Source organism: Pseudomonas sp. CFBP13509, from assembly GCF_005233485.1.
In the GTDB taxonomy this organism is placed as follows: domain Bacteria; phylum Pseudomonadota; class Gammaproteobacteria; order Pseudomonadales; family Pseudomonadaceae; genus Aquipseudomonas; species Aquipseudomonas marginalis.
Genome location: NZ_QGAA01000025.1, coordinates 45,307 through 67,702, shown reverse-complemented (window position 1 = coordinate 67,702; position 22,396 = coordinate 45,307). Strand labels below are relative to the sequence as shown.

Sequence of the window (22,396 nt, the reverse complement as noted above, 5' to 3'; positions counted from 1 at the left end):
AGCGCTGCGGTTTTTGCAGTCGATTGGCGGGTGAGGTATGAGCGGTGTGTGCCAGGCCCCGTCCCAGAGCCCTCGATGCTTTATGTCAGCGTTGTTGCGTGCAAGCGGCACAGCCTTTGCTCAAGGCTTGATGCGGCGTTTGCACCCTGTGCAGGCGATGACAATTACAAGAACCGGGAGTTGCCATGTCAGTACCTGAAACCACCCACTTGCTACAGCGGGCCATTGCGTCCGAATGCCTGTTCAACGGCGACTGGATACCCGCCTCGGGGTCCGTGATCCCGGTGATCGAACCCGCCACCGGCGAACCCCTGATGCGCTGCGCCATGGCCAACCCGGCCGACATCGCCGTCGCCTGCCGCAGCGCGGCGTTGGCGCAGCCGGCCTGGGCAGCACTCGGCCCACGGGAGCGCGCCGAGGTGTTTCGCAAGGCGGCGGACCTGGCCCAGCAGTCCTTTGCCGAACTGGCGCTGTACGTCGCGCGGGAAACCGGCGGCGCGTTGTTCAAGGGTGAACACGAAGTGCGCGAAGCGATTGTGCTGCTGCATCAGGCGGCGGGGCTGTTGTCCCAACCTCACGGGCTGGTGCTGCCCAGTGCGGCCGGTCGCCTGTCCTATGCCCGGCGTCAGCCCCATGGCGTGGTCGGGGTGATTTCACCGTTCAATTTTCCGCTGGTGCTGTCGCTGCGCTCGGTGGCGCCGGCCCTGGCGGCGGGCAATGCGGTGGTGCTCAAGCCCGACCCGCAGACCCCGGTCAGCGGTGGTTTTCTCATCGCCCGGCTGTTCGAGGAGGCGGGTTTGCCCAAGGGCCTGCTGCAGGTGTTGCCCGGCGCCGCGCCGGCGGGTGAGGCGCTGTGCCGCGATCCGAATGTGCAGATGATTGCGTTCACCGGGTCGACGGCGGCGGGGCGCAAAGTCGCCGAAGTGGCCGGACGACACCTGAAAAAAGTCGCGCTGGAACTGGGCGGCAAAAACCCGCTGATCATTCTCGAAGACGCCGACCTCGACCTGGCCGCGAGCAATGCCGCCTGGGGCGCCTGGCTGCACCAGGGGCAAATCTGCATGGCCACCGGCTTGATTCTCGCCCATGAATCCATCGCCGAACGCCTCACGCGCAAGTTGGTGGACAAGGCCCGGGCGTTGACCGTGGGTAATGCCGCCCGCGGTGAAGCCGCGCTCGGCCCGTTGATCAACCAACGGCAATTGCAGCGGGTGCACGAGATCGTCAGCGACAGCCTGCAAGCGGGCGCACGGTTGGAGGCGGGTGGCGAATACGACCAATTGTTCTACCAGCCCACCGTGCTCAGCGGTGTGCGGCCAGGGATGCGCGCGTTTGAGGATGAAATCTTCGGGCCGGTGGCCACGGTGGTCAGTTTTGCCACGGACGACGAGGCCATCGAGCTGGCCAACCGCACCGAGTACGGCCTCTCGGCCGCCATCATTTCACCGTCGGTCGGGCGTGCCATGGCCATCGGCGAGCGGCTTGACTGCGGCCTGCTGCACATCAATGACCAGACCGTCGCCGACGAATGCATCAACCCCTTTGGTGGGCGCGGCGCTTCCGGTAATGGCGGCAGCGTAGGCGGGCCGGCCGATTGGGACGAGTACAGCCAGTGGCAGTGGGTCACGGTGAAGAACACTGCACCTGTCTATCCGTTCTGAGCCCTGGCTCATCGCTTTGATCCACCTATGCCTATACAAAAACAAGAGGGCTTGAACATGAACCTGCACAACAAAACCCTGGTCGTCACCGGCGTCGCCTCCGGCATTGGCGCCGAGCTGGCGCGGCTCGCGCGCTTCCAGGGTGCCACGGTGATCGGCGTTGATCGCCATGCACCGCAACTGACCCTGGATGGCTTCTTCCAGGCTGACCTGGGCGATCCGGCCAGCATCGATGCCCTGGTGGCACGCCTGCCGGCGCGGGTCGATGGGCTGTGCAACATCGCCGGCGTGCCCGGTACCGCGCCCGTGCAAGCGGTGGCCACGGTCAATTACCTGGGGTTGCGGCACCTGACTCAAGCGCTGCTGCCACGCATGGCGGCGGGCGGCAGCATCGTCAATGTCGCTTCGGTGCTCGGTGCGCAGTGGCCGCAACGCCTGGAGCTGCACAAGGCCCTGGCCGTGACGCAAAGCTTCGAGGCCGGGCAGCAATGGCTGGCGGCCAATCCGGTGGAGCAGGCCAGCTGTTATCAGTACTTCAAGGAGGCGCTGATCGTGTGGAGCTTCCAGCAATCCCAGGCCTGGTTTCGCGATCACGCGGTGCGTATCAACTGCGTGGCGCCGGGGCCGGTGTTTACCCCGATTCTCGACGATTTTGTCAGCATGCTCGGGCCGGAGCGGGTGGCTGCGGACAGCCAGCGCATGACCCGTCCGGCCCTGGCCGATGAGGTGGCGGCGGTGATCGCCTTCCTGTGCTCCGACGCCGCGCGCTGGGTCAACGGGGTCAATCTGCCGGTGGACGGTGGGTTGGCGGCGACCTACGTGTAGGGGTTGCTACAGCGGTAAACCCCGGTGCGGATCCACCGTGCCGGGGGTCTTGAACAACAACAAAAATACAGGACATACAAGATGCTCAAGCCTATCTTGCGGGCGGCTGCGGCCGGGACCTTTATCGCACTGTCATCGACTGCACATGCTTACGACTTGCCCGGCCTCAACCTGGGCAGTACCAGTTTCTACGACGGCTCACCGGCACCCGCCGGCCCTGGGTGGTATCTGGAGGAATACCTGACGTACTCCCGGGCCAGCCGTTTCAATGATGCCAACGGCCACAAGCTGGCACTGCCCAACCAGGACGTGGAAGTGGTGGCGCCCACCACGCAGATCATCTACCTCGGCCAACCCTTGGCGAATGGCGCGATGCCCGGATTCACCCTGATCAACACCTCCCTGGCCCACGTGGATGTCGACGACGGGTTGAACAATGCGGCCCTGAGTTCTCGCGCCGGCTTTGGTGATGTGATTGTGGGGCCCTTCCTGCAACTGCCGACCCTGAGCCGTGCCGATGGCAGCCCGCTGTTGACCCAGCGTATCGAAGCCGATATCTCGGTGCCGGTGGGCGCCTATGACCGCAAGCGCTCGATCAACCCAGGCAGTAATTTCTGGTCATTCAACCCGTATTACGCGGCGACGTACTGGTTCAGCCCGAAGTGGTCGACGAGCGGGCGGTTCATGTACCTGTGGAATGGCAAGAACGATGATCCGCAGGCAGGCTTCGGGGATGTTTCCGATACCCAGGCCGGGCAGGCGTTGCATGCCAACCTGACCCTGCAATATGCCGTGAGCCAGCAACTGAGCGTGGGGGTTAACGGCTACTGGTTGAAGCAGATCACCGACACCCAGGTCGATGGGCACGCCGTGAGCGGGCGTCGGGAGAAGGTCTGGGCCATCGGCCCAGGCCTGGTCTACGGGTTCAGCAAGGAAGACGTGCTATCGGTAAATGCCTACTTCGAGCAGCAGGCGGAGAACCGCACGCAGGGCAACAAACTGGTGCTCAATTGGCTGCATAAGTTCTAGTGGGCGCCGTACGCACCATCACGCTGATGATGGTCAGTGCGGCAATCACCACCCCGGGGGAGGTCGCCAGCAGTACCCCGGCGGTGCCGGCGCCGGCGGCGAGCAGTTGCCCGGCCGCCAGCGGCCCGGCCACCGAACCCAGGCGGCCGACGGCCACCGCAGCACCGACACCGGTGGCGCGCACCGAGGTCGGGTAGGAGGGCGGTGCCGATGCATACAGCACCAACTGCGCGGCCATGACGAACAGGCCGGCGGCAAAACCGGCGATGGCCATGGGCACGATGCCCACCGACAACCCGACCCCGGCCAACGCTGCGAGCAATCCGGCATACACGCCCAGCACCACTTTGACGGCATTGCAGCGGTCCAGCAGCACGCCACCGAGCAGCGAACCGAGGGCGCCGCCGATATTGAAGAGCATTTGCACCATGCCCGCCTGGGGCTTGCTGAAACCTTGCTCCAGCAACAGCGACGGCAGCCAGTTAAGCAGCATGTACATCACGGTCAGGGTGAAGAAATAGCTGAGCCACAAGGCCAGTGTGGTGCGGGCGCGACCTTCGCCGAACAGCGCCTGGCCGGTAGAAGGGCGGGCGCCGTGCGGAGTGTCGCGCTGTTGGCGAAAGGCGCTGGACTCCGGCAGCAGCAGGATCATCAACGGTACGGCGAGCAACGGCGCCAGGCCACCGATGATAAAGGTGGTCTGCCAGTGCTCACTGGAAAACATCGCCACCACCGCGGCCAATGCGCCACCCAGCGGCACCCCGCAGTACATCACGCTGATGGCCGTGCCCCGGTTGCGTTCGCTCACCGCTTCGGCGCACAGCGCGATCAGGTTGGGCAGTGCGGCGCCCAGGCCCAGGCCGGTGAGAAAGCGCACCAGCAACAGGCTGGCGTAGCTGTCGACAAACGCGGTGCTCAGGGAAAACAGCCCGAACAGCAGCACGGCACCCACCAGGATTTTCTTGCGCCCGATGCGGTCGGCGACCCAGCCGCCGAAGAACGCCCCCGGCAGCAGACCGATGATGCCGACGCTGAACACCCAGCCGAGCATCTTCGGATCCAGGGCGAACGTTTGACGTAACCCGGCGGCGGCAGTGCCGGCGGCCTGCAGATCGAACCCTTCGATCAGCGCAACGATAAAGCACAACGCAATAGTCAGCGTCGAACGACGCGATGGACTGTCCATGGGCAAACCTCATTGTTGTTTTTGTTGTGGTGACGAGCGCGAGTGGCTGCTGGTGATTAAGATAACAAAGATAACTAAAAAATGAATCGTGGATTAATCTGCCCATAAAACATGAATAAATTCATGCAATTCATAAGCTTGCGATGTTGATTCATATACAGCTAAAAAATAGATAGCTTTATTAATGTTCGATTATCGCTCAGTTGCGGTTGACGGGCACCGTCGGCTGTTTCCATTCTTGGCTCGCGAAGCCGACCGGGCCGAGCGTGTGCCACCCCAAAAACAACAACAAAAAATGGACATCGAACATGCCAGAACTCCCTATGGAGCACGCCGTTGCAGCGGCGCCCGTCGCCTGTGTGTCGAACAATACCCCACGCCTGCTCATGGCATGCCTGGCCTTGAGCGTGCTGCCCACTTCGCTGTGGGCCGCAGGCTTTATCGACGACAGCCACGGCACCTTGACCTTGCGCAATTACTACCTGGACCGCGACTACAAGGACGACGGGGCTAAGACCGCCGCGCGGGAATGGGCCCAGGCGTTCATCCTCAACCTGGAATCGGGCTACACCCCGGGCCCGGTGGGCTTCGGCCTGGATGTGCGCGGGTTGATGGGGGTCAAGCTCGACTCGTCGCCGGACCGCAGCGGCACCGAGTTGCTGCCGGTGTCGGCCAGCGACAAGCGCGCCGCCGATGAGTACTCGCGCCTGGCCCCGACTGCCAAGCTGCGGTTTGCGCAAACGACAGTGAAGGCCGGCGATGTGTCGATATTCCTGCCGTTCGCCTTTGCCAGTCCGTCGCGCCTGCTGCCGCAAACCTTTCGCGGCACCACCTTGAGCTCCAAGGACATCGAGGGCCTGACCTTCAACACCGGCTACATCGACCGCATCAACAAGCGCGACTCCACCGACTACCAGGCCATGACCATCGCCTCGCCCAACCGGCGTTTCAACGCCACCGCCACCACGTCGCACCTGGCGTATGTGGGCGGGGACTATCAGGTCAACAAAGACCTCAGCCTGCGCGTCTATCACTCCCAGGTCGCCGACCTCTACCAGCAGGACACCCTGGCGCTGTTGCACAACCTGCCGCTGGGCGATGGCGTGCTCACCAGCGACCTGCGCAGTTTTTTCAGCCGCGAGGATGGCAGTGCCAAGGCGGGCAACGTGGATAACCGCAACCTCTCGGCGCTGTTCGGCTACCGCCTCGGCGGCCATCGCGTCAGCCTTGGCTACATGCACTCAAGCGGGGAGACGGCCACACCCTATATCTCCGGCACCGAGTTGATGGGCATGAGCGAGCTGACCATGAGTTCGGACTTTCTCAACGCCAAGGAGCGCACCTGGCAGGCTATCTACGACTATGACTTCGCCGCAGCGGGTGTGCCGGGGTTGAAGACTCGGCTGCGCTATGTGCGCGGCGACAACATCGAACTGGCCGCTTTCAATGCCGAGGACCGCAAGGAGCGCGAGTTCCAGATGGAGTTGGGCTATGTGATCCAGGACGGCCCGCTGAAGAACGTCGGGTTCATGGCGCGCAAGTCGATCTACCGCAATGACTTCCCGAGCGGCGCGGCGTTTCGCGATGAAAACCAGACCCGTTTCCTGGTGCTCTACACCGTGGCGCTCTGGTAAGCCGCTCAGTCCTGGTAGACCTTCTTCAGCAGGCGCAGCAGCTCTTCACGTTCCTGGCCGTCGAGGGCGGCCGTGGCGTCCAGGTCACTCTGGGCGGCGATGGCCTTGAGTTCCTTGAGCAGGGTTTCGCCGCTCTTGCTGAGGAAGATCCCGTAGGAGCGCTTGTCCGGCTTGCAGCGCACCCGCACGGCGAGGGCGCGGCTTTCCAGCTTGTTCAGCAACGGCACTACCTGGGGCGGCTCGATGGCCAGTGCGCGAGCCAGGTCGGCCTGCATCAGCCCGGGGTTCTGCTCGATGATCGCCAGGGCCGAGAACTGTGCAGGGCGCAGGTCGTGGTCCGACAGCCGGCCGATCAGGTTCTGGAACAGCTTGAGCTGGGCGCGGCGCATGGCGTAGCCGATCAGATCGTCCAGGGCTGAATCCAGCGGCGGCCGTACCTCGTCGTTGTCGGGCAGGGCCTGGCTGGCGGCGGCGATGGTGGAAGGCTTGGCCATTGGCAGTGCAATCCTCAAAGGGTGGAGGTTAAGAAGGCTATCTAGTTTGCCGGGGTTAACGCGCCATGGCTATGCCGGCTTTGCACAACGCCTGGAAAACGCAGGTTTCATCGCGTAAAAATATTGGTTATCCGTATTAATAGTTAATTGACATAACTATATTTGCGGTTTAATTTCGAATCATCTTCAAACCCAGAACAAGAGCGTACCGCCATGAGCAATTACGAAGGCCGTTGGACCACTGTCAAGGTTGAGATCGAAGAAGGCATCGCCTGGGTCATTCTCAATCGTCCGGAAAAACGCAACGCCATGAGCCCGACCCTGAACCGGGAAATGATCGACGTTCTCGAAACCCTCGAGCAGGACCCTGCCGCCGGCGTGCTGGTGCTGACCGGCGCCGGCGAAGCCTGGACTGCCGGCATGGACCTCAAGGAATACTTTCGCGAGGTGGACGCCGGCCCGGAAATCCTCCAGGAAAAAATCCGCCGCGAAGCCTCGCAATGGCAATGGAAACTGCTGCGCATGTACGCCAAACCCACCATCGCCATGGTCAATGGCTGGTGCTTCGGCGGTGGCTTCAGCCCGCTGGTGGCCTGCGACCTGGCGATCTGTGCGGACGAAGCGACCTTCGGCCTTTCGGAAATCAACTGGGGCATCCCGCCGGGCAACCTGGTGAGCAAGGCCATGGCCGACACCGTGGGCCATCGCCAATCGCTGTACTACATCATGACCGGCAAGACCTTTGGCGGGCAGAAAGCCGCCGAAATGGGCCTGGTCAACGAAAGCGTGCCGCTGGCTCAACTGCGCGACGTGACCATCGAACTGGCGCGCAACCTGCTGGAGAAAAACCCGGTGGTGCTGCGTGCCGCCAAGCATGGCTTCAAGCGCTGCCGCGAATTGACCTGGGAGCAGAACGAGGATTACCTCTACGCCAAGCTCGATCAGTCGCGCCTGCTCGACACCGAAGGCGGTCGCGAGCAGGGCATGAAGCAGTTCCTCGACGACAAGAGCATCAAGCCTGGCCTGCAGGCGTATAAACGCTGAAGGGCGCGGCCGCCTGGCCGCGCCGTTGTACCCTGCTTGAACGTATTCCCGATAAAGACAATAAAGAGGAATCACCATGCTGGACGTGCCCCTGTTGATCGGCGGCCAGTCGTGCCCCGCCCGTGACGGTCGAACCTTCGAGCGCCGCAACCCGGTGACCGGTGAAGTGGTCTCGCGGGTGGCTGCCGCCACCCTGGAAGATGCCGACGCCGCCGTAGCGGCCGCCCACGCCGCATTCCCCGCGTGGGCGGCGCTGGCGCCCAACGAACGCCGCACTCGGCTGCTCAAGGCAGCCGAGCAGTTGCAGGCCCGCAGCGCCGAATTCATTGCCGCCGCCGGCGAGACCGGCGCCATGGCCAACTGGTATGGCTTCAACGTGCGCCTGGCGGCCAATATGCTGCGCGAAGCGGCGTCGATGACCACCCAGATCACCGGTGAAGTGATCCCCTCCGATGTCCCCGGCAGTTTCGCCATGGCCTTGCGTCAACCTTGCGGCGTGGTGCTGGGTATCGCGCCGTGGAATGCCCCGGTGATCCTCGCCACACGTGCCATCGCCATGCCGTTGGCCTGCGGCAACACCGTGGTGCTCAAGGCCTCGGAGCTGAGCCCGGCGGTGCATCGCCTGATTGGCCAGGTGTTGCAGGACGCCGGCCTGGGCGATGGCGTGGTCAATGTCATCAGCAATGCCCCGGCGGATGCCGCTGCGATTGTCGAGCGCCTGATCGCCAACCCGGCCGTGCGCCGGGTCAACTTCACCGGCTCGACCCATGTGGGGCGGATTGTCGGCGAGCTCTCGGCGCGTCACCTCAAGCCGGCGTTGCTGGAACTGGGCGGCAAGGCGCCGTTGCTGGTGCTCGACGACGCCGACCTCGACGCGGCGGTGGCAGCGGCGGCCTTTGGCGCCTATTTCAACCAGGGCCAGATTTGCATGTCCACCGAGCGCCTGATTGTCGATGCCAAGGTCGCCGATGCCTTCACCGCCAAGCTCGCGGCCAAGGTCGCGACCCTGCGCGCGGGCGATCCCGTGGCGGCGGATTCGGTCCTGGGTTCCCTGGTGGATGCCGGCGCCGGCACACGCATCAAGGCCCTGATCGACGATGCCCTCGCCAAGGGCGCGCGGCTGGTGGTGGGTGGCCAACTGGACGGCAGCATCCTGCAGCCGACTCTGATCGATGGCGTTACCGAGCATATGCGCCTGTACCGCGAAGAGTCCTTCGGCCCGGTGGCGGTGCTGCTGCGTGGTGACGGGGATGAAGCGTTGCTGCGCCTGGCCAACGACTCCGAGTTCGGCCTCTCGGCGGCGATCTTCAGCCGTGACACCGGGCGTGCACTGGCCCTGGCGCAGCGGGTCGAGTCGGGCATTTGCCATATCAACGGCCCGACCGTGCATGACGAGGCGCAGATGCCGTTTGGCGGGGTCAAGTCCAGCGGCTACGGCAGCTTTGGCGGCAAGGCCTCGATCGAGCACTTCACGCAATTGCGCTGGGTGACCTTGCAGAACGGGCCACGGCATTACCCGATCTGAGCAGGCGTCGCGACATAACAATAACAAGGCGGCGTTGATCCGCCTTGCTGGAGGACACCCTTGTGAGTTCCGAATTCAGACCGCAACCCCAGCCCGCACCGCGATACCGCGAGGTCTCCATTGGCCACGCAGCGGTGGCGGTCACTGAAGAACACGGCGTGCTGCATATGCGCTCCCTGGAGCCCCTGGCCGAGTTGCCGGCGCGCCTGCTCGATCGCCTGGTGCATTGGGCCCAGGTGCGCCCCGAGCAGACGTTTATCGCGGCACGCCAGGCCGGTGGTGATTGGCGCCGGGTCAGCTACCGCGAGATGCTCGACAGCGTGCGTGCGATTGCCCAGGGCCTGTTGCGTTACGGGTTGTCGGCGGATAAGCCGCTGGCGTTGCTGTCGGGCAACGACATCGAGCATTTGCAGGTCGCCCTCGGCGCGATGTACGCCGGTATTCCCTACTGCCCGGTATCGCCGGCGTATTCGTTGTTGTCCCAGGATTTCGCTAAGCTGCGGCATGTGTGCGACCTGCTGCAACCGGGGCTGGTGTTCGTCAGCGATGCGGCGACTTACCAGCGCGCCATCGACGCTGTCTTGCCGGCCGAGACCCCGCTGATCAGCGTGCGCGGCCACCTGCCTGGGCGCACTCAGGTCAGCTTCGCCAGCCTGCTGGAAACGCCGGGCGGCGCTGAGGCCGACGCGGCGTTCCAGGCCACCGGCCCCGACAGCATCGCCAAGTTTCTCTTCACCTCGGGCTCGACCAAATTGCCCAAGGCCGTGGTCACCACCCAGCGCATGCTCTGCGCCAACCAGCAAATGCTGTTGCAGACATTTCCGGTGTTCGGTGAGGAACCGCCGGTACTGGTGGACTGGCTGCCGTGGAACCATACGTTTGGCGGTAGCCATAACGTCGGCATCGTGCTCTACAACGGCGGCACCTTTTACCTCGACGACGGCAAGCCCACGGTCCAGGGCTTTGCCGAGACCCTGCGCAACCTCAAGGACATCTCGCCCACGGCCTACCTGACGGTGCCCAAGGGCTGGGAAGAATTGGTCAACGCCCTGGAACAGGACGCCGAGTTGCGCGAACGGTTTTTTGCGCGGATGAAACTGTTCTTCTTCGCCGCCGCCGGCCTGTCGCAAAGTATCTGGGATCGCCTCGACCGCGTGGCCGAACAGCACTGCGGTGAACGTATCCGCATGATGGCCGGGCTGGGCATGACCGAAGCCGCGCCGTCCTGCACCTTCACCACCGGGCCGTTGTCCATGGCCGGCTATATCGGCTTGCCTGCGCCCGGCTGCGAGGTGCGCCTGGTGCCGTTGGACGGCAAGTTCGAAGGGCGCTTCCGCGGGCCGCACATCATGCCGGGGTACTGGCGGGCGCCGGAGCAAACCGCCGAGGTGTTCGACGACCAGGGTTTCTACTGTTCAGGTGACGCGATCAAGCTCGCCGACCCGCACCAGCCGCAATTGGGGCTGATGTTCGACGGGCGCATCGCCGAGGATTTCAAGTTGTCTTCCGGGGTGTTTGTCAGTGTCGGCCCGTTGCGCAATCGCGCGGTGCTCGATGGCGCGCCCTATGTGCAAGACCTGGTGATTGCTGCGCCGGACCGCGAATGCCTGGGCGCCCTGGTATTCCCCCGGCTCTACGAGTGCCGTCGGCTGGCCGGCTTGAGTGCCGACGCCAGCGACGCTGAGGTGCTGGCCAGCGCGCCGGTACGCCAGTGGTTCGGCGACTGGTTGCAGCGCCTCAACCGCGAGGCCACCGGCAATGCCAGTCGCCTGGAATGGATTGCCCTGCTCGACGAGCCAGCGTCCATCGATCGCGGGGAAATCACCGACAAAGGCTCGATCAACCAGCGCGCCGTGCTGCAATGGCGCGCGGCCAGGGTCGAGGCGCTGTATCGCGGTGAAGACCCTGCGATCCTGCGCGCCGGGCCCAAGCCTTGAACAGCGCCGGGCAGTACTCGGCGTTTGCCGATGCGGTGATTTTCGAGGCGGTGCGCACGCCGTGGGTCGACCTTGGCGGCGCACTGTCCCAGGTGTCGCCCATCGATCTGGGCATCAAGGTCGGCCGTGAAGTGTTGGCCCGGGCCGGCATCGACCCCCTGGCGGTGGACAGCGTGCTGGCCGGCTCCATGGCCCAGGCCAGTTTCGATGCCTACTTGCTGCCACGGCATATCGGCCTGTACAGCGGGGTGGCGCAAGCAGTCCCGGCACTGGGGGTGCAGCGCATCTGCGCCACCGGTTTCGAGCTGCTGCGCCAGGCCGCTGAACAACTGCGCGACGAGGTGCAACTGGCCCTGTGCGTGGCCAGTGAATCCATGTCGCGCAATCCGATTGCGGCCTACACCCATCGGGATGGATTTCGACTCGGCGGCGAAGTGCAATTCAAGGATTTTCTCTGGGAGGCCCTGTACGACCCGGCCCCCGGCCTGGACATGATCGCCACCGCCGACAACCTGGCGCGCCGTTATGGCCTGAGCCGCAAGGCCGTGGACCGCCACGCCTGCGACAGCCATCAGCGCGCCTTGCAAGCGCAATGTGACGGCGCGTGGGCGGAAGAAATCGTCACGGTCGATAACCAGGTGTTCGAGCTTGAGGGGTACCAGCCCAGGGGCATCAGCCTGGCGCGTCGGGCGAGTGCCGTCAGCGCCGACAGCCACCCACGTCCCACCGACCTTGATGCCCTGGCACGCTTGCGCGCCGTGCATCCAGGCGGCGTGCAAACCGCCGGCAACAGTTGCGCGGTGGTCGATGGCGCGGCGGCGGCTTTGGTGGGGCGTGCCTCGGCCTGCACACGTCCGGCCCTGGCGCGGCTGCTGGCCAGCGCGGTGGTCGGCGTGGCCCCCGAGTTCATGGGCATCGGCCCGGCACCGGCGATCCGCCTGCTGCTGCAACGCAGCGGCTTGAACCTGAGTGACATCGGCCGCTTCGAGATCAACGAAGCCCAGGCCGCCCAGGTACTGGCGGTGGCCCATGAACTGGACCTGGACAGCACCCGCCTCAACGTCCAGGGCGGCTCGCTTGCCCTGGGGCATCCCCTGGCCGCTACCGGCCTGCGCCTGGTGATGACCCTGGCCCGGCAACTGCGCCAGCACAACCTGCGCTACGGGATTGCCGCAGCGTGCGTGGGCGGCGGGCAGGGCATGGCGTTGCTGATCGAGAACCCTGCTTACCGCGCTTGATGGTTTTTCTTAGTCGATGAGGTGTCCCGATGTGGAGCTATGAGGCGCCCCTGGGCGATATGCAATTTGTCCTGGAGCACTGGCTGCAGGCGCCCGATACCTGGCAGCGCCACCCGGCATTCGCGGCCCTGGACCTGCCGCTGGCGGTACAGGTGCTGGAGGAGGCGGCACGCTTCAGTCAGGGCGTGCTGGCGCCGTTGAATAGCAGCGGTGATCGCCAGGGCTGCCGCTGGCAGGCGGGCCGGGTCAGCACCCCGGACGGCTTCGTCGAGGCCTATCGCGCCTATGTCGAAGGGGGCTGGCCGGCGCTGGCGTGTGCCGAGGTACACGGCGGCCAGGGCTTGCCGCAACTGCTCGATGCGGCGCTGCAAGAGATGCTCTATGCCAGCAACCACGCCTGGGCCATGTACACCGGGATCGCCCACGGCGCCTACCTGTGCCTCAAGACCCACGCCGCTCCTTGGTTGCAGGCGCGCTACCTGCCCGACATTGTCAGTGGCCAGGCCTTGCCTACCATGTGCCTGACCGAGTCCCAGGCCGGCAGCGATGTCGGCTTGCTGCGCTGTCGCGCGCAGCCCCAGGCGGATGGCAGTTATCGCCTCAGCGGCAGCAAGCTGTTTATCTCCGGCGGCGAGCATGACCTCACGGCGAATATCCTGCACCTGGTGCTGGCGCGCCTGCCCGATGCGCCGCCGGGCAGCCGTGGTATTTCACTGTTCCTGGTGCCCAAGCAACTGGACGATGGCCAGGCCAATGGCGTGCACTGCGACGGCATCGAACACAAGATGGGCATCAAGGGCAGCGCCACCTGTTCCCTGGTGTTCGACGCCGCCCAGGGCTGGCTGATCGGCGAGGCCCATCGCGGCCTGGCTGCGATGTTCGTGATGATGAATTCGGCGCGCCTGCATGTGGGCCTGCAAGGCCTGGGGCATGTCGAGGCGGCCTGGCAGAACGCCCGCCAGTACGCCGCCGAGCGCTTGCAGATGCGTGCGCCATGCCGGCCGGAAGAGGTGGTCGCCCAGGCGGCTGACCCGATCCGTTATCACCCGGCCATGCGCCGCGTGTTGCTGGAGCTGCGCACGACCAGCGAGGGCATGCGCGCCATCGGCTATTGGGCGGCGCACCTGCTTGATCAGGCCGAGCATGACCAGGACTCGTCGGCCGCCCGCTTGGCGCCGCTGCTGACGCCCATCATCAAGGCGTTTTTCACCGAACAGGGCTTTCGCCAGGCCAGCCATGGGCTGCAGGTGTTCGGCGGTTACGGCTACGTCACCGAGTTCGCCATCGAGCAAACCCTGCGCGACAGTCGCATCGCGATGATCTACGAGGGCAGTAACGAGATCCAGGCCAATGACCTGTTGCTGCGCAAGGTGCTGGGGGATGAGGGGCGAGCCTTTGGCCTGCTGCTGGCCGAGTTGCGCGCCGAGGCCGGGCAGGGCGCGCAGTATGAGGAATGCGCAGGCTTTTCCGCTGCGTTGGCCAGCCTGTGCGACGCGTTGGCCAGTGTGGTGCACGCCATTCGTGAACGCACCCACGAGGACAGTGAATACCCCTATCGGGCGGCGCCGGATTTCCTCCAGCTCTGTGGCGTCGCGTTGCTGGCCTTTGCCTGGGCGCGGGCCGCGCGGGTCTCCAGGGCCCTGCGCGAAGACGATCCGCTGCGTGCCGCCAAGCTGCAAAGCGCCGGGTTCTTTTTCGATTACCTGCCGTCGCGGCTGGCCCAGCACCTGGGCGCCATAGACGGGGCACGGGCAGCGCTGGCGTTCATCTGACGCGGCCAGGTGCTTGCGGTACTACTTGCGGTACCATGGCGGCTCACGTTTTCTGGAAGTTGCCTGGATGAGTAAACCCGGTCAATTGGTGCTGGTTGCACTGCGCAAGATGATTGCCAGCGGGGAGTTGGCGGCGGGCGAGCGGCTGATGGAGATTCCCACGGCGCAGCTGTTCGGCGTGTCGCGCATGCCCGTGCGCATGGCCTTTCGTACCCTCGAACAGGAAGGACTGCTGGTGCCGTTTGGCGGGCGCGGCTATCAGGTGCGTTCGGTCAGCCCCAGCGACATTGCCGGCGCCGTCGAAGTGCGCGGCGTGCTTGAGGGCCTGGCAGCGCGTCAGACCGCCGAGCTTGGTTTATCCGACGCGGCGCGTGCGGCGCTGGAGCGCTGCCTGGTGGAAGGCGATCAACTGTTCGAAAAGGGCTATGTGACCGAGGATGACCTTGAGGTCTATCACGACCTGAACATGCGCTTTCACCAGGTCATCGTCGAAGGCAGCCACAACCCGGCGATCGCCGACGCGCTGGCCCGCAATGATCACCTGCCGTTCGCCTCGGTGACGGCGCTGGCGGTGGATCGCGAGGACATGGCCCGCGAGTACCGACGCTTCAACTATGCCCACATGCAGCATCATTCGGTTTTCGATGCCCTGGTCAATCGCCAGGGCGCGCGGGCCGAAGCCATCATGCGCGAGCACGCCAATGCGACGTTGCGCTATGCCGAGATCTTCAGTTCAGCCACCGCCGCTGCGCGCATGAAGGTGATTTTGCCCGCGTCGTGAACCCTGTCAGATATCGAGTACCAGCAGCGGGGTTTTCGAGCGCGAGCAGCAGGGGGTGAACTGGTCATTCAGGGCCTGTTCCTGTTCGGTGAGGAACAGGTCGCGGTGCTCCGGTATGCCCTCCAGCACACGGGTCAGGCAGGTGCCGCAAATCCCTTGTTCGCAGGACACGGCAATCTCGATGCCATGGCTTTCCAAGACCTGGACCACGGTCTTGTCGGCGGGGATTTCGAAGACCTGGCCGCTGCTGCCGAGCTTTACCGAAAAGCCGCCGTCGAGGCTGCTGTCCACCGGTGCCGCGCTGAAGTATTCGCGGTGCAGGCAGTCTTCCTGCCAGCCCTGTGCGCGTGCGCTGTCGAGTACATGCTGCATGAACCCGCCAGGACCGCAGACATACAGGTGCACGTCATCGGCAGGCGCCGCCAGCACTTCGGCGATGTTCAACGCGGTGTGCGGCTGCTCATCGAAATGCAGGAACACCCGCTCGGCAAACGGCGACGCCTTGAGCCGCTGCACAAATGCCGCGCGCTCACTGGCGCGGGCGCAGTAATGCAGTTCGAAGTCGGCTCCCGCATGGGCCAGGCGCTCAGCCATGCACAGGATCGGGGTGATGCCGATGCCACCGGCAAACAGCAGGCTGCGACGCGCGTCGTGGACCAGGGGAAACAGGTTGCGTGGCTCGCTGATGGTCAGGCGGGTGCCCTCGTGGACCTGCTCGTGCAGGCTGCGCGAGCCGCCCCGGGAGGCCGGGTCCTTGAGCACGCCGATCAGGTAGCGATGACGTTCCTCGGGGTGATTGCACAGGGAATATTGCCGGATCACCCCATCGGGCAGGTGCAGGTCAATATGCGCGCCGGCACTGAAGGCCGGCAGCGGCTGGCCATCGACACTGGCCAGTTCATAGCTGCAAATGTCCTGGGCTTCGTTGTTACGGGATACCACCACCACATCGATCATGTTCAGTCCTCGCAAAGTTGTCGCGCTGTTCAGGCGGTGGTGGTGGCGATCAGTTGCGGTTCGAGGGCGCGTTCCTTGGCAATCAGTCGCTCCAGGATCTTGCGCGATTGCACGCCACCCGCGTCGATATTCAACTTGAGCAGGTTGCGCTGCGGATGGGCCAGCAGGTTCTGTTGCTGGCGTTCGAGCATCTCCAGGTCCTCGCTGAAAATCTTGCCCTGGCCCTCGCGAATGCTTGCGGTCAGTGCCTCATCGTGGGGGTTGAAGTTGCGCGCCATGCCCCAGAAGTACCAGATCGAAGTGTCGGTTTGCGGGGTGATGAAGTCGACCACGATGCTCGCGGCCTTGTGTTCGGGGGCGGCGTTATAGCCACCTTTGCCGGCGTGGGCCACGCCGACTTCGATGAGCACATGGCTGGGCGGGGTGAAGCGGCAGATCTGCCAGCGGTCCACCGGCACGTCATCGGCAAGGTTATTGCCGCGCAGGGCCATGCGCCAGAACGGCGGGGCCATGATGTTTTCCATGTGCCGGGCGGTGACCACTTCATCGCCGTCCACCGTGGTCACGGGCGGGGCTTCGTCGATTTCCTTCTGGCCGATGCTGGAGGCATGCACATAGGTTTCGTGGGTCAGGTCCATCAGGTTGTCGATCATCAGGCGGTAGTCGCACTGGATATCGAACAGCCCGCCGCCATAGGCCCACTGGTCACTCACGGCCCATTCCAGATGATGGATCAGCGCCGGGTCGGCCTGGCTCTGATCGCCGGGCCATACCCAGATGAAGCCGTAGCGTTCAACGGCGGCAAAGGTCTTGTTGCAGGGAAAACCACGTACCCGCTGGCCGGGCATTTCCACGGTCTTGCCGTCGCCGCCCATGACCAGGCCGTGGTAGCCGCAGACCAGGTTGCCGTTCTCGACATACCCCAGTGAAAGCGGCGCGCCGCGATGGGGGCAGAAGTCCTCGACCGCCACCACGGCGCCTTCCTGGCCACGATAAAACACCATCTTTTCGCCACAGATCTGTCGACCGAGTGGCTTGTGCGCGATTTCATCGGGGGTGCAGGCGACATACCATGTGTTCTTCGGGTACATGATGACTCTCCAGGCGGCGGATTGTTTTTATTTAATGGATCCATTAAATGACCGGCATGATGGAGAGTCAATCTTGTATGGTTGTTTTATTGGGCGATTATCGGACTATTATATGTCAGTGGATCCACTGATTGGGTTCAGTAGCGAATCATCACCGACTTCAGCTCGGTGTAGTCATCGATGAACGCACTGCCGAACTCCCGGCCTACCCCCGAGGATTTGTTGCCGCCAAACGGCACCGCCGGGTCCAGCATCGTGTGCATGTTCACCCACACCGTGCCGGCCTCGATGGCGGGCACCATGCGCAAGGCTTTGCTGAGGTCGTTGGTCCACAGGCTGGCGCTCAAGCCGTAGGGGGTGTTGTTCATCAAGGCCAGCAGTTCCTCTTCGCTGTCGTACGGCAAGAATGTGGCAATGGGGCCGAAGGTCTCCTCGTTGAGCAGGGTGTCGTTGACGCTGTTGGCGAGGATGATCGTCGGCTCGACGTAACAGCCAGGACGGTCGATCAGGTTGCCACCGTGAATGATGCGGTTGTTTTCGGCGCGGGCCTTGGCGAAGAACTCGCCGAGTTTGAGTTGGTGCTGGCGGTTGGTGACCGGGCCGAATTCGGTGCGCTCATCCAGGGGCGAGCCGATGTTCAGCGCGCCCAGGCGCTGGGCCAGTTTGCCCATGACCGCTTCGATCTGCGAACGATGCACAAAGAAGCGTTCGGCGGCGGCGCAGATTTGCCCGGAGTGCAAAAAGCCTGCTTCGATGATGCCGTTGACGGCCTTGTCCAGGTCCACATCGGGCAGGAACCCGGCCGAGTTCTTGCCGCCCAGCTCAAGGGTGGCCCGGGTCAGCCCGGCGCCCATGGCACTCTGGCCCACCGCAATTCCGGTCGGCACGGAGCCGGTGAACGACACTTTGTCGGTGCCGGGGTGTTCGATCAGGCCTTTGCCGACGCTGCCGCCGCCGGTCAATACGTTCAGCGCGCCGGCGGGAAGGCCGGCGTCAATCGCCAGCTCGGCGATGCGCAGGATGGTCAGCGGGGTGAACTCGCTGGGCTTGATGATGATGCTGCAACCGGTCACCAGCGCCGAGGCGAGTTTCCAGATGGCGATCATGGTCGAGAAATTCCACGGCACGATGCCGACCACCACTCCGACCGGCTCGCGCAGGGTGAACGCGGTGTAGCGCTCGCCGGCGAAGGAGGGCAGCGACGGAGTGATGGTCTGGCCGCTGATCTTGGTGGCCCAGCCGGCGTAGTAACGCAGGAAGTGCGCGGCCTGGTCGACTTCGAAGGCGCGGGAAATCTGGATGATCTTGCCCGACTGGCAGGTTTCGATCTGTGCCAGTTCTTCGCGGTGTTGCTCCAGCAGATCGGCCAGTTTGAACAGCACGTTGCCGCGCACTGCCGGTGCGACCTGCGACCACTGCTTGAAGCCTCGGCTCGCCGACGCCACAGCCGCGTCAATGTCGGCCGGGTCGGCGTCGGCGACATCGGCGATGACCTGGCCGGTGGCCGGGTTGATCACCTCCAACCGCTGGCTGGAATGGCTCTCGACGTAGCCACCGTCAATGAACAACCCATGGTTTCGACGGAGGAAGGCTTCAACCTGGGGCAGCAGTGGAATATCGCTCATGGGGTTTTTCCTGGTGGCAGAGATTGAAAAGCCCGAGGTTAATCGCAGTGGCCGGAACGGGCTTGACTGTGGCTGCCCAGTGGCATGTCTGTGGCTGCCAACGCCTGTGCGCGACGGATCAGCCTGAGCCTTTGAAAAGTACAATCTTGACTCTGGAAGGTGCATGTCCTGCCAGGAAGGCGCGCTCCATACTGGCCCTGCATCCGGCGCCACGCTGCGATTTCTGGCGGTGCCCGGACATCCAATAATAAGCAGGGCCATCCATGAAAAAGCCAAACCCGCTCCTCGAAGACCTCAAGTCCATCCTGCCGACCATCGCCGCCAATGCCTTGGTGGCCGAGCAGGACCGCAAGGTGCCCGCCGAGAATATTGCGCTGCTCAAGAGCATCGGCATGCACCGTGTGTTTCAGCCGAAAGTGTTCGGCGGCATGGAGTTGTCGCTGCCGCAGTTTGCCGACTGCATCGCGTTGCTCGCCGGGGCATGCGCCAGCACGGCCTGGGCCATGAGCCTGTTGTGTACCCACAGCCATCAATTGGCACTGTTCTCGGCCCAACTGCAGCAGGAGGTCTGGGGCGCTGACCCGGATGCCACTGCGAGCAGCAGCATCGCGCCGTTCGGGCGCACCGAGGAAGTCGAGGGCGGCGTGCTGTTCAGCGGAGAAATGGGCTGGAGCAGCGGCTGTGATCACGCCGATTGGGCGATCGTGGGTTTCCGCCGCAACAACGCCCAGGGCACCCAGGATTACTGCTTCGCGGTGCTGCCGCGCAGTGACTACCAGATCCGCGATGACTGGTTTGCCGCCGGCATGAAAGGTAGCGGCACCAAGACCTTGATCATCGACAAGGCCTGGGTGCCGGAACACCGCATCCAGAAAGCCAAGGACATGATGGAAGGCAAGTCCGCCGGCTTTGGGCTGTACCCCGACAGCAAGATTTTCTACTCACCGTACCGGCCTTATTTTGCCAGTGGCTTTTCCACCGTCAGCCTGGGCGTCGCCGAGCGAATGCTGGAGGTGTTCCGCGAAAAGACCAGGACCCGCGTGCGCGCCTACACCGGCGCGGCAGTCGGTGCCGCGACCCCGGCGCTGATGCGCCTGGCCGAGTCGACGCACCAGGTGGCCGCCGCGCGCGCCTTCCTCGAAAAAACCTGGGACGAACACGCCGAACACAGTGAGCAGCAGCGCTACCCCAGCCGCGAGACCCTGGCGTTCTGGCGCACCAACCAGGCCTACGCGACCAAGATGTGCATCCAGGCAGTGGACCGTCTGTTCGAAGCCGCCGGCGGCAACGCCTGGTTCGAGCACAACGAGATGCAGCGCCTGTTCCGCGACTCACACATGACCGGCGCCCATGCCTACACCGACTACGACGTCTGTGCACAGATCCTCGGCCGCGAGTTGATGGGCCTGGAGCCCGATCCGAGCATGATCTGAAGCTGCTTTTGAAAACAACAATCAGGGCTGCGCCTGACGCAGCCCGGGAGTCTTGCATGTCTGAATCGACCTTCGACCCACGCGCTTTTCGCCGGGCCCTGGGCAACTTTGCCACGGGCGTGACTGTGGTCACCGCCGCCGACGCCTCCGGCCGCAAGGTGGGCGTTACCGCCAATAGCTTCAACTCGGTGTCCCTGGACCCACCACTGGTGCTGTGGAGCATCGACAAACGCTCCAGCAGCCACGGGGTATTCGAGGAGGCCAGCCACTTCGCGGTCAACGTGCTGGCGGCGGACCAGATCGACCTGTCGAACAATTTTGCCCGGCCCAAGGACGACCGCTTCGCCGAGATCGCCTATGAACCGGGGGAGGGCGGGGCGCCGGTGTTCGCCGATTGTGCGGCACGTTTTCACTGCGAGAAATACCAGCAGGTGGATGGCGGCGATCACTGGATCATGATCGGCAAGGTGGTGGCCTTCGACGATTTCGGGCGCTCGCCGCTGCTCTACCACCAGGGCGCCTACTCCATGGTCCTGCCCCATACGCGCATGACCAGGCGCGACGAAAGCCAACCGCCGAGCAGCCACTTCCAGGGGCGCCTGAACCATAACCTGTATTACCTGATGACCCAGGCGGTACGCGCCTACCAGTCCAGCTACCAGCCCCGGCAACTGTCCACCGGCCTGCGCACCAGCGAGGCGCGGATGCTGATGGTGCTGGAGAACGATGCCCGCCTGAGCGCTGGCGACCTGCTGCGGGAAGTGGCGATGCCGGTGCGGGAAATCGACGACGCCGTGGCCAACCTCAAGCGCAAGGGGCTGGTCGACGATGATGAACACGGCGTACGCCTGACCGCTGCGGGCATTGAACAGACCGAAGACCTCTGGGCCATCGCACGGGAACAGCAGGACAAGGTGTTCGCCGAGTTCAGTCAGGACCAGATCGACACCTTCAAGACGGTGTTGAAGGGACTGATCAGCCACTGCTGACTGGCCAAAATCCGATGCCGGCAACGGCATCGGATTTTTTTGCGTCACGCTCAGCGGGCTTCGGCCAACTCATCGACTAAGCGCAACTGAAACGCCGCCAGCGCCGCGTTCGGTTGCTGCAACTGCACAAACTCAAGCATCGGGTCGCCGACCTGTGTCCTGACGCCCACCAATTCCTCAATGGTCGCCAGCCCGCAAAACGGTACATAGGCTTCGGAGTAGCCGCCTTCGTGCACCAGCACCAGGCGGCCCTGGCACAGGCGTTCGGCTGCTTGGCGTACAAGACGGGTCATGTGCCGGAACGAGTCACTGTGCAACAGCATTCGCGCCAGTGGGTCGACCGCGTTGGCGTCGTAGCCGCAGGCGACGATGATCAATTCCGGCTCGAAGCGCTCCAGCGCCGGAATCACGATACGCTCCATCGCGTGCAGATACGCCTCATGACCGCTGCCGGGAGGCAGCGGGATATTGATGTTCGCACCCAGCCCCGCGCCGCGCCCGCGATCGGCTTCACCGCTGTAACCTGCCGGGAAACAGCCGTCCTGATGCAGGGAAATCGTCAGCACGTCGCCGCGTTCTTCGAAGATCGATTGGGTGCCGTTGCCGTGGTGCACGTCCCAGTCGATCACGGCGACGTTGCCCAGGCCACGCCGGGCTTTTGCGGCTTCGATGGCGATGGCGATGTTGGCCAGGAAGCAGAAGCCCATGGCGTTGTCGGCGAGGCAGTGGTGACCGGGTGGGCGTGACAGAGAATAGGCATTGTCGACTTCGCCGGACAGCACCGCATCCACTGCTGCCATGGCCAGCCCGGCGGAGAGCCTGGCTATTTCATAACTGCCTGGCCCGATGGGCGCGTGGGGGCCCAATTCGCCGCCCCCGGCATCGCTCATCGCCTTGAAGCGTTGCAGGTAGTTGGGCGTGTGCACCCGCAGCAGGTCTTCATCGGTGGCCGCGTTGGCACTGCGCACCTGTAAGTGGCGGGTCAGACCGGAAACGTCCAGCAGGCTCTTCAAGCGACGCTTGGTTTCCGGTGACTCGGCGTGGCCGGCGGCGGCAGGCGGCTGCACCCACCCGCCCACCGGTAAGGTCAAGGCGTGCAACCCGGCGCTGTGCCAGAGGCTGAGTTCGTCGAAGAAAAATGCACTTTTTCGGCTCATCGTCTTTCCATTTTCGTT

General features: G+C 64.1%; 18 protein-coding genes. 12 read left to right on the top strand and 6 right to left on the bottom strand.

All coding sequences use genetic code 11. From position 1 onward, the window contains the following. The first annotated feature begins 185 nt into the window (after positions 1-185). The 3 genes from PspCFBP13509_RS28450 to PspCFBP13509_RS28440 all read left to right on the top strand — a co-directional run bounded on the left by PspCFBP13509_RS28450 (position 186) and on the right by PspCFBP13509_RS28440 (position 3,515). Positions 186-1,661, top strand: a complete 1,476-nt coding sequence (locus PspCFBP13509_RS28450; protein ID WP_074845865.1) for a benzaldehyde dehydrogenase — start codon at positions 186-188, stop codon at positions 1,659-1,661. Positions 1,662-1,718: 57 nt separating this feature from the next. Beyond that, on the top strand, positions 1,719-2,486 hold the full coding sequence (locus tag PspCFBP13509_RS28445; RefSeq protein ID WP_137213002.1) for a coniferyl-alcohol dehydrogenase: 768 nt from the start codon (positions 1,719-1,721) through the stop codon (positions 2,484-2,486). 81 nt (positions 2,487-2,567) lie between these two features. Continuing rightward, on the top strand, positions 2,568-3,515 hold the full coding sequence (locus PspCFBP13509_RS28440) for a SphA family protein (protein ID WP_065923819.1): 948 nt from the start codon (positions 2,568-2,570) through the stop codon (positions 3,513-3,515). Here the strand turns inward: PspCFBP13509_RS28440 and mhpT are convergent. After that, positions 3,493-4,701: a 3-(3-hydroxy-phenyl)propionate transporter MhpT gene (mhpT, locus tag PspCFBP13509_RS28435; RefSeq protein ID WP_065947035.1), complete on the bottom strand. Its 1,209-nt coding sequence runs from the start codon at positions 4,699-4,701 to the stop codon at positions 3,493-3,495. The genes PspCFBP13509_RS28440 and mhpT overlap by 23 nt on opposite strands. Positions 4,702-5,009: 308 nt before the next feature. Here mhpT and PspCFBP13509_RS28430 point away from each other — a divergent pair, with 308 nt between their 5' ends. Then, the gene (locus tag PspCFBP13509_RS28430) at positions 5,010-6,335 is read left to right on the top strand and encodes an OprD family porin (RefSeq protein WP_074845871.1); all 1,326 of its coding nucleotides are present in this window, start codon (positions 5,010-5,012) and stop codon (positions 6,333-6,335) included. Positions 6,336-6,340: 5 nt separating this feature from the next. Here PspCFBP13509_RS28430 and PspCFBP13509_RS28425 read toward each other — a convergent pair whose 3' ends face one another. Further along, positions 6,341-6,829 carry a MarR family winged helix-turn-helix transcriptional regulator gene (locus tag PspCFBP13509_RS28425; RefSeq protein ID WP_065923931.1) on the bottom strand — a complete coding sequence of 163 codons (489 nt, stop codon included), beginning with the start codon at positions 6,827-6,829 and terminating at the stop codon, positions 6,341-6,343. Between the two features lie 213 nt (positions 6,830-7,042). On the opposite strand from PspCFBP13509_RS28425, the gene PspCFBP13509_RS28420 reads away from it, so the two are divergent. From PspCFBP13509_RS28420 to PspCFBP13509_RS28395, 6 genes are all read left to right on the top strand, one after another. Next, positions 7,043-7,873, top strand: coding sequence for a p-hydroxycinnamoyl CoA hydratase/lyase (locus PspCFBP13509_RS28420; protein WP_065923932.1), 831 nt, complete (start codon positions 7,043-7,045; stop codon positions 7,871-7,873). Positions 7,874-7,949: 76 nt separating this feature from the next. Next, entirely contained in the window at positions 7,950-9,398 is a 1,449-nt protein-coding gene (locus PspCFBP13509_RS28415) for an aldehyde dehydrogenase (protein ID WP_053139707.1), read from the top strand. Positions 9,399-9,460: 62 nt separating this feature from the next. Next, positions 9,461-11,335, top strand: a complete 1,875-nt coding sequence (locus tag PspCFBP13509_RS28410; RefSeq protein WP_137213001.1) for a feruloyl-CoA synthase — start codon at positions 9,461-9,463, stop codon at positions 11,333-11,335. Beyond that, a complete protein-coding gene (locus PspCFBP13509_RS28405) occupies positions 11,332-12,573 on the top strand; it encodes a thiolase family protein (protein ID WP_065923934.1) in 1,242 nt (413 codons plus the stop codon). The genes PspCFBP13509_RS28410 and PspCFBP13509_RS28405 overlap by 4 nt, the downstream gene beginning before the upstream one ends. Before the next feature lie 29 nt (positions 12,574-12,602). Then, complete coding sequence (locus tag PspCFBP13509_RS28400) at positions 12,603-14,345, top strand: acyl-CoA dehydrogenase (RefSeq protein ID WP_137213000.1); 1,743 nt, start codon at positions 12,603-12,605, stop codon at positions 14,343-14,345. A 67-nt stretch (positions 14,346-14,412) separates the two neighbouring features. Further along, complete coding sequence (locus tag PspCFBP13509_RS28395) at positions 14,413-15,126, top strand: GntR family transcriptional regulator (protein ID WP_065939635.1); 714 nt, start codon at positions 14,413-14,415, stop codon at positions 15,124-15,126. 6 nt (positions 15,127-15,132) lie between these two features. Here PspCFBP13509_RS28395 and PspCFBP13509_RS28390 read toward each other — a convergent pair whose 3' ends face one another. The 3 genes from PspCFBP13509_RS28390 to PspCFBP13509_RS28380 form a co-directional block, all read right to left on the bottom strand. Further along, entirely contained in the window at positions 15,133-16,083 is a 951-nt protein-coding gene (locus PspCFBP13509_RS28390; RefSeq protein WP_065923937.1) for a PDR/VanB family oxidoreductase, read from the bottom strand. Between the two features lie 29 nt (positions 16,084-16,112). Further along, positions 16,113-17,174 carry an aromatic ring-hydroxylating oxygenase subunit alpha gene (locus PspCFBP13509_RS28385; RefSeq protein ID WP_065948005.1) on the bottom strand — a complete coding sequence of 354 codons (1,062 nt, stop codon included), beginning with the start codon at positions 17,172-17,174 and terminating at the stop codon, positions 16,113-16,115. Positions 17,175-17,311: 137 nt separating this feature from the next. Beyond that, positions 17,312-18,799, bottom strand: coding sequence for an aldehyde dehydrogenase family protein (locus PspCFBP13509_RS28380; RefSeq protein ID WP_137212999.1), 1,488 nt, complete (start codon positions 18,797-18,799; stop codon positions 17,312-17,314). Between the two features lie 263 nt (positions 18,800-19,062). On the opposite strand from PspCFBP13509_RS28380, the gene PspCFBP13509_RS28375 reads away from it, so the two are divergent. Both PspCFBP13509_RS28375 and PspCFBP13509_RS28370 read left to right on the top strand, forming a co-directional pair. Then, complete coding sequence (locus PspCFBP13509_RS28375; RefSeq protein ID WP_137212998.1) at positions 19,063-20,232, top strand: p-hydroxyphenylacetate 3-hydroxylase oxygenase component; 1,170 nt, start codon at positions 19,063-19,065, stop codon at positions 20,230-20,232. 56 nt (positions 20,233-20,288) lie between these two features. Then, positions 20,289-21,221 carry a p-hydroxyphenylacetate 3-hydroxylase reductase component gene (locus PspCFBP13509_RS28370; protein WP_065923940.1) on the top strand — a complete coding sequence of 311 codons (933 nt, stop codon included), beginning with the start codon at positions 20,289-20,291 and terminating at the stop codon, positions 21,219-21,221. A 50-nt stretch (positions 21,222-21,271) separates the two neighbouring features. Here the strand turns inward: PspCFBP13509_RS28370 and PspCFBP13509_RS28365 are convergent, their stop codons facing one another. Further along, a complete protein-coding gene (locus PspCFBP13509_RS28365) occupies positions 21,272-22,378 on the bottom strand; it encodes a class II histone deacetylase (protein ID WP_065948002.1) in 1,107 nt (368 codons plus the stop codon). Positions 22,379-22,396 lie beyond the last annotated feature (18 nt).

Bases quoted from the DNA above. Each gene is read 5' to 3' on its own strand.
- PspCFBP13509_RS28450 (WP_074845865.1), top strand. From the start codon at position 186: ATGTCAGTACCTGAAACCACCCACTTGCTACAGCGGGCCATTGCGTCC.
- PspCFBP13509_RS28445 (WP_137213002.1), top strand. From the start codon at position 1,719: ATGAACCTGCACAACAAAACCCTGGTCGTCACCGGCGTCGCCTCCGGC.
- PspCFBP13509_RS28440 (WP_065923819.1), top strand. From the start codon at position 2,568: ATGCTCAAGCCTATCTTGCGGGCGGCTGCGGCCGGGACCTTTATCGCA.
- mhpT (WP_065947035.1), bottom strand. From the start codon at position 4,701: ATGGACAGTCCATCGCGTCGTTCGACGCTGACTATTGCGTTGTGCTTT.
- PspCFBP13509_RS28430 (WP_074845871.1), top strand. From the start codon at position 5,010: ATGCCAGAACTCCCTATGGAGCACGCCGTTGCAGCGGCGCCCGTCGCC.
- PspCFBP13509_RS28425 (WP_065923931.1), bottom strand. From the start codon at position 6,829: ATGGCCAAGCCTTCCACCATCGCCGCCGCCAGCCAGGCCCTGCCCGAC.
- PspCFBP13509_RS28420 (WP_065923932.1), top strand. From the start codon at position 7,043: ATGAGCAATTACGAAGGCCGTTGGACCACTGTCAAGGTTGAGATCGAA.
- PspCFBP13509_RS28415 (WP_053139707.1), top strand. From the start codon at position 7,950: ATGCTGGACGTGCCCCTGTTGATCGGCGGCCAGTCGTGCCCCGCCCGT.
- PspCFBP13509_RS28400 (WP_137213000.1), top strand. From the start codon at position 12,603: ATGTGGAGCTATGAGGCGCCCCTGGGCGATATGCAATTTGTCCTGGAG.
- PspCFBP13509_RS28395 (WP_065939635.1), top strand. From the start codon at position 14,413: ATGAGTAAACCCGGTCAATTGGTGCTGGTTGCACTGCGCAAGATGATT.
- PspCFBP13509_RS28390 (WP_065923937.1), bottom strand. From the start codon at position 16,083: ATGATCGATGTGGTGGTGGTATCCCGTAACAACGAAGCCCAGGACATT.
- PspCFBP13509_RS28385 (WP_065948005.1), bottom strand. From the start codon at position 17,174: ATGTACCCGAAGAACACATGGTATGTCGCCTGCACCCCCGATGAAATC.
- PspCFBP13509_RS28380 (WP_137212999.1), bottom strand. From the start codon at position 18,799: ATGAGCGATATTCCACTGCTGCCCCAGGTTGAAGCCTTCCTCCGTCGA.
- PspCFBP13509_RS28375 (WP_137212998.1), top strand. From the start codon at position 19,063: ATGAAAAAGCCAAACCCGCTCCTCGAAGACCTCAAGTCCATCCTGCCG.
- PspCFBP13509_RS28370 (WP_065923940.1), top strand. From the start codon at position 20,289: ATGTCTGAATCGACCTTCGACCCACGCGCTTTTCGCCGGGCCCTGGGC.
- PspCFBP13509_RS28365 (WP_065948002.1), bottom strand. From the start codon at position 22,378: ATGAGCCGAAAAAGTGCATTTTTCTTCGACGAACTCAGCCTCTGGCAC.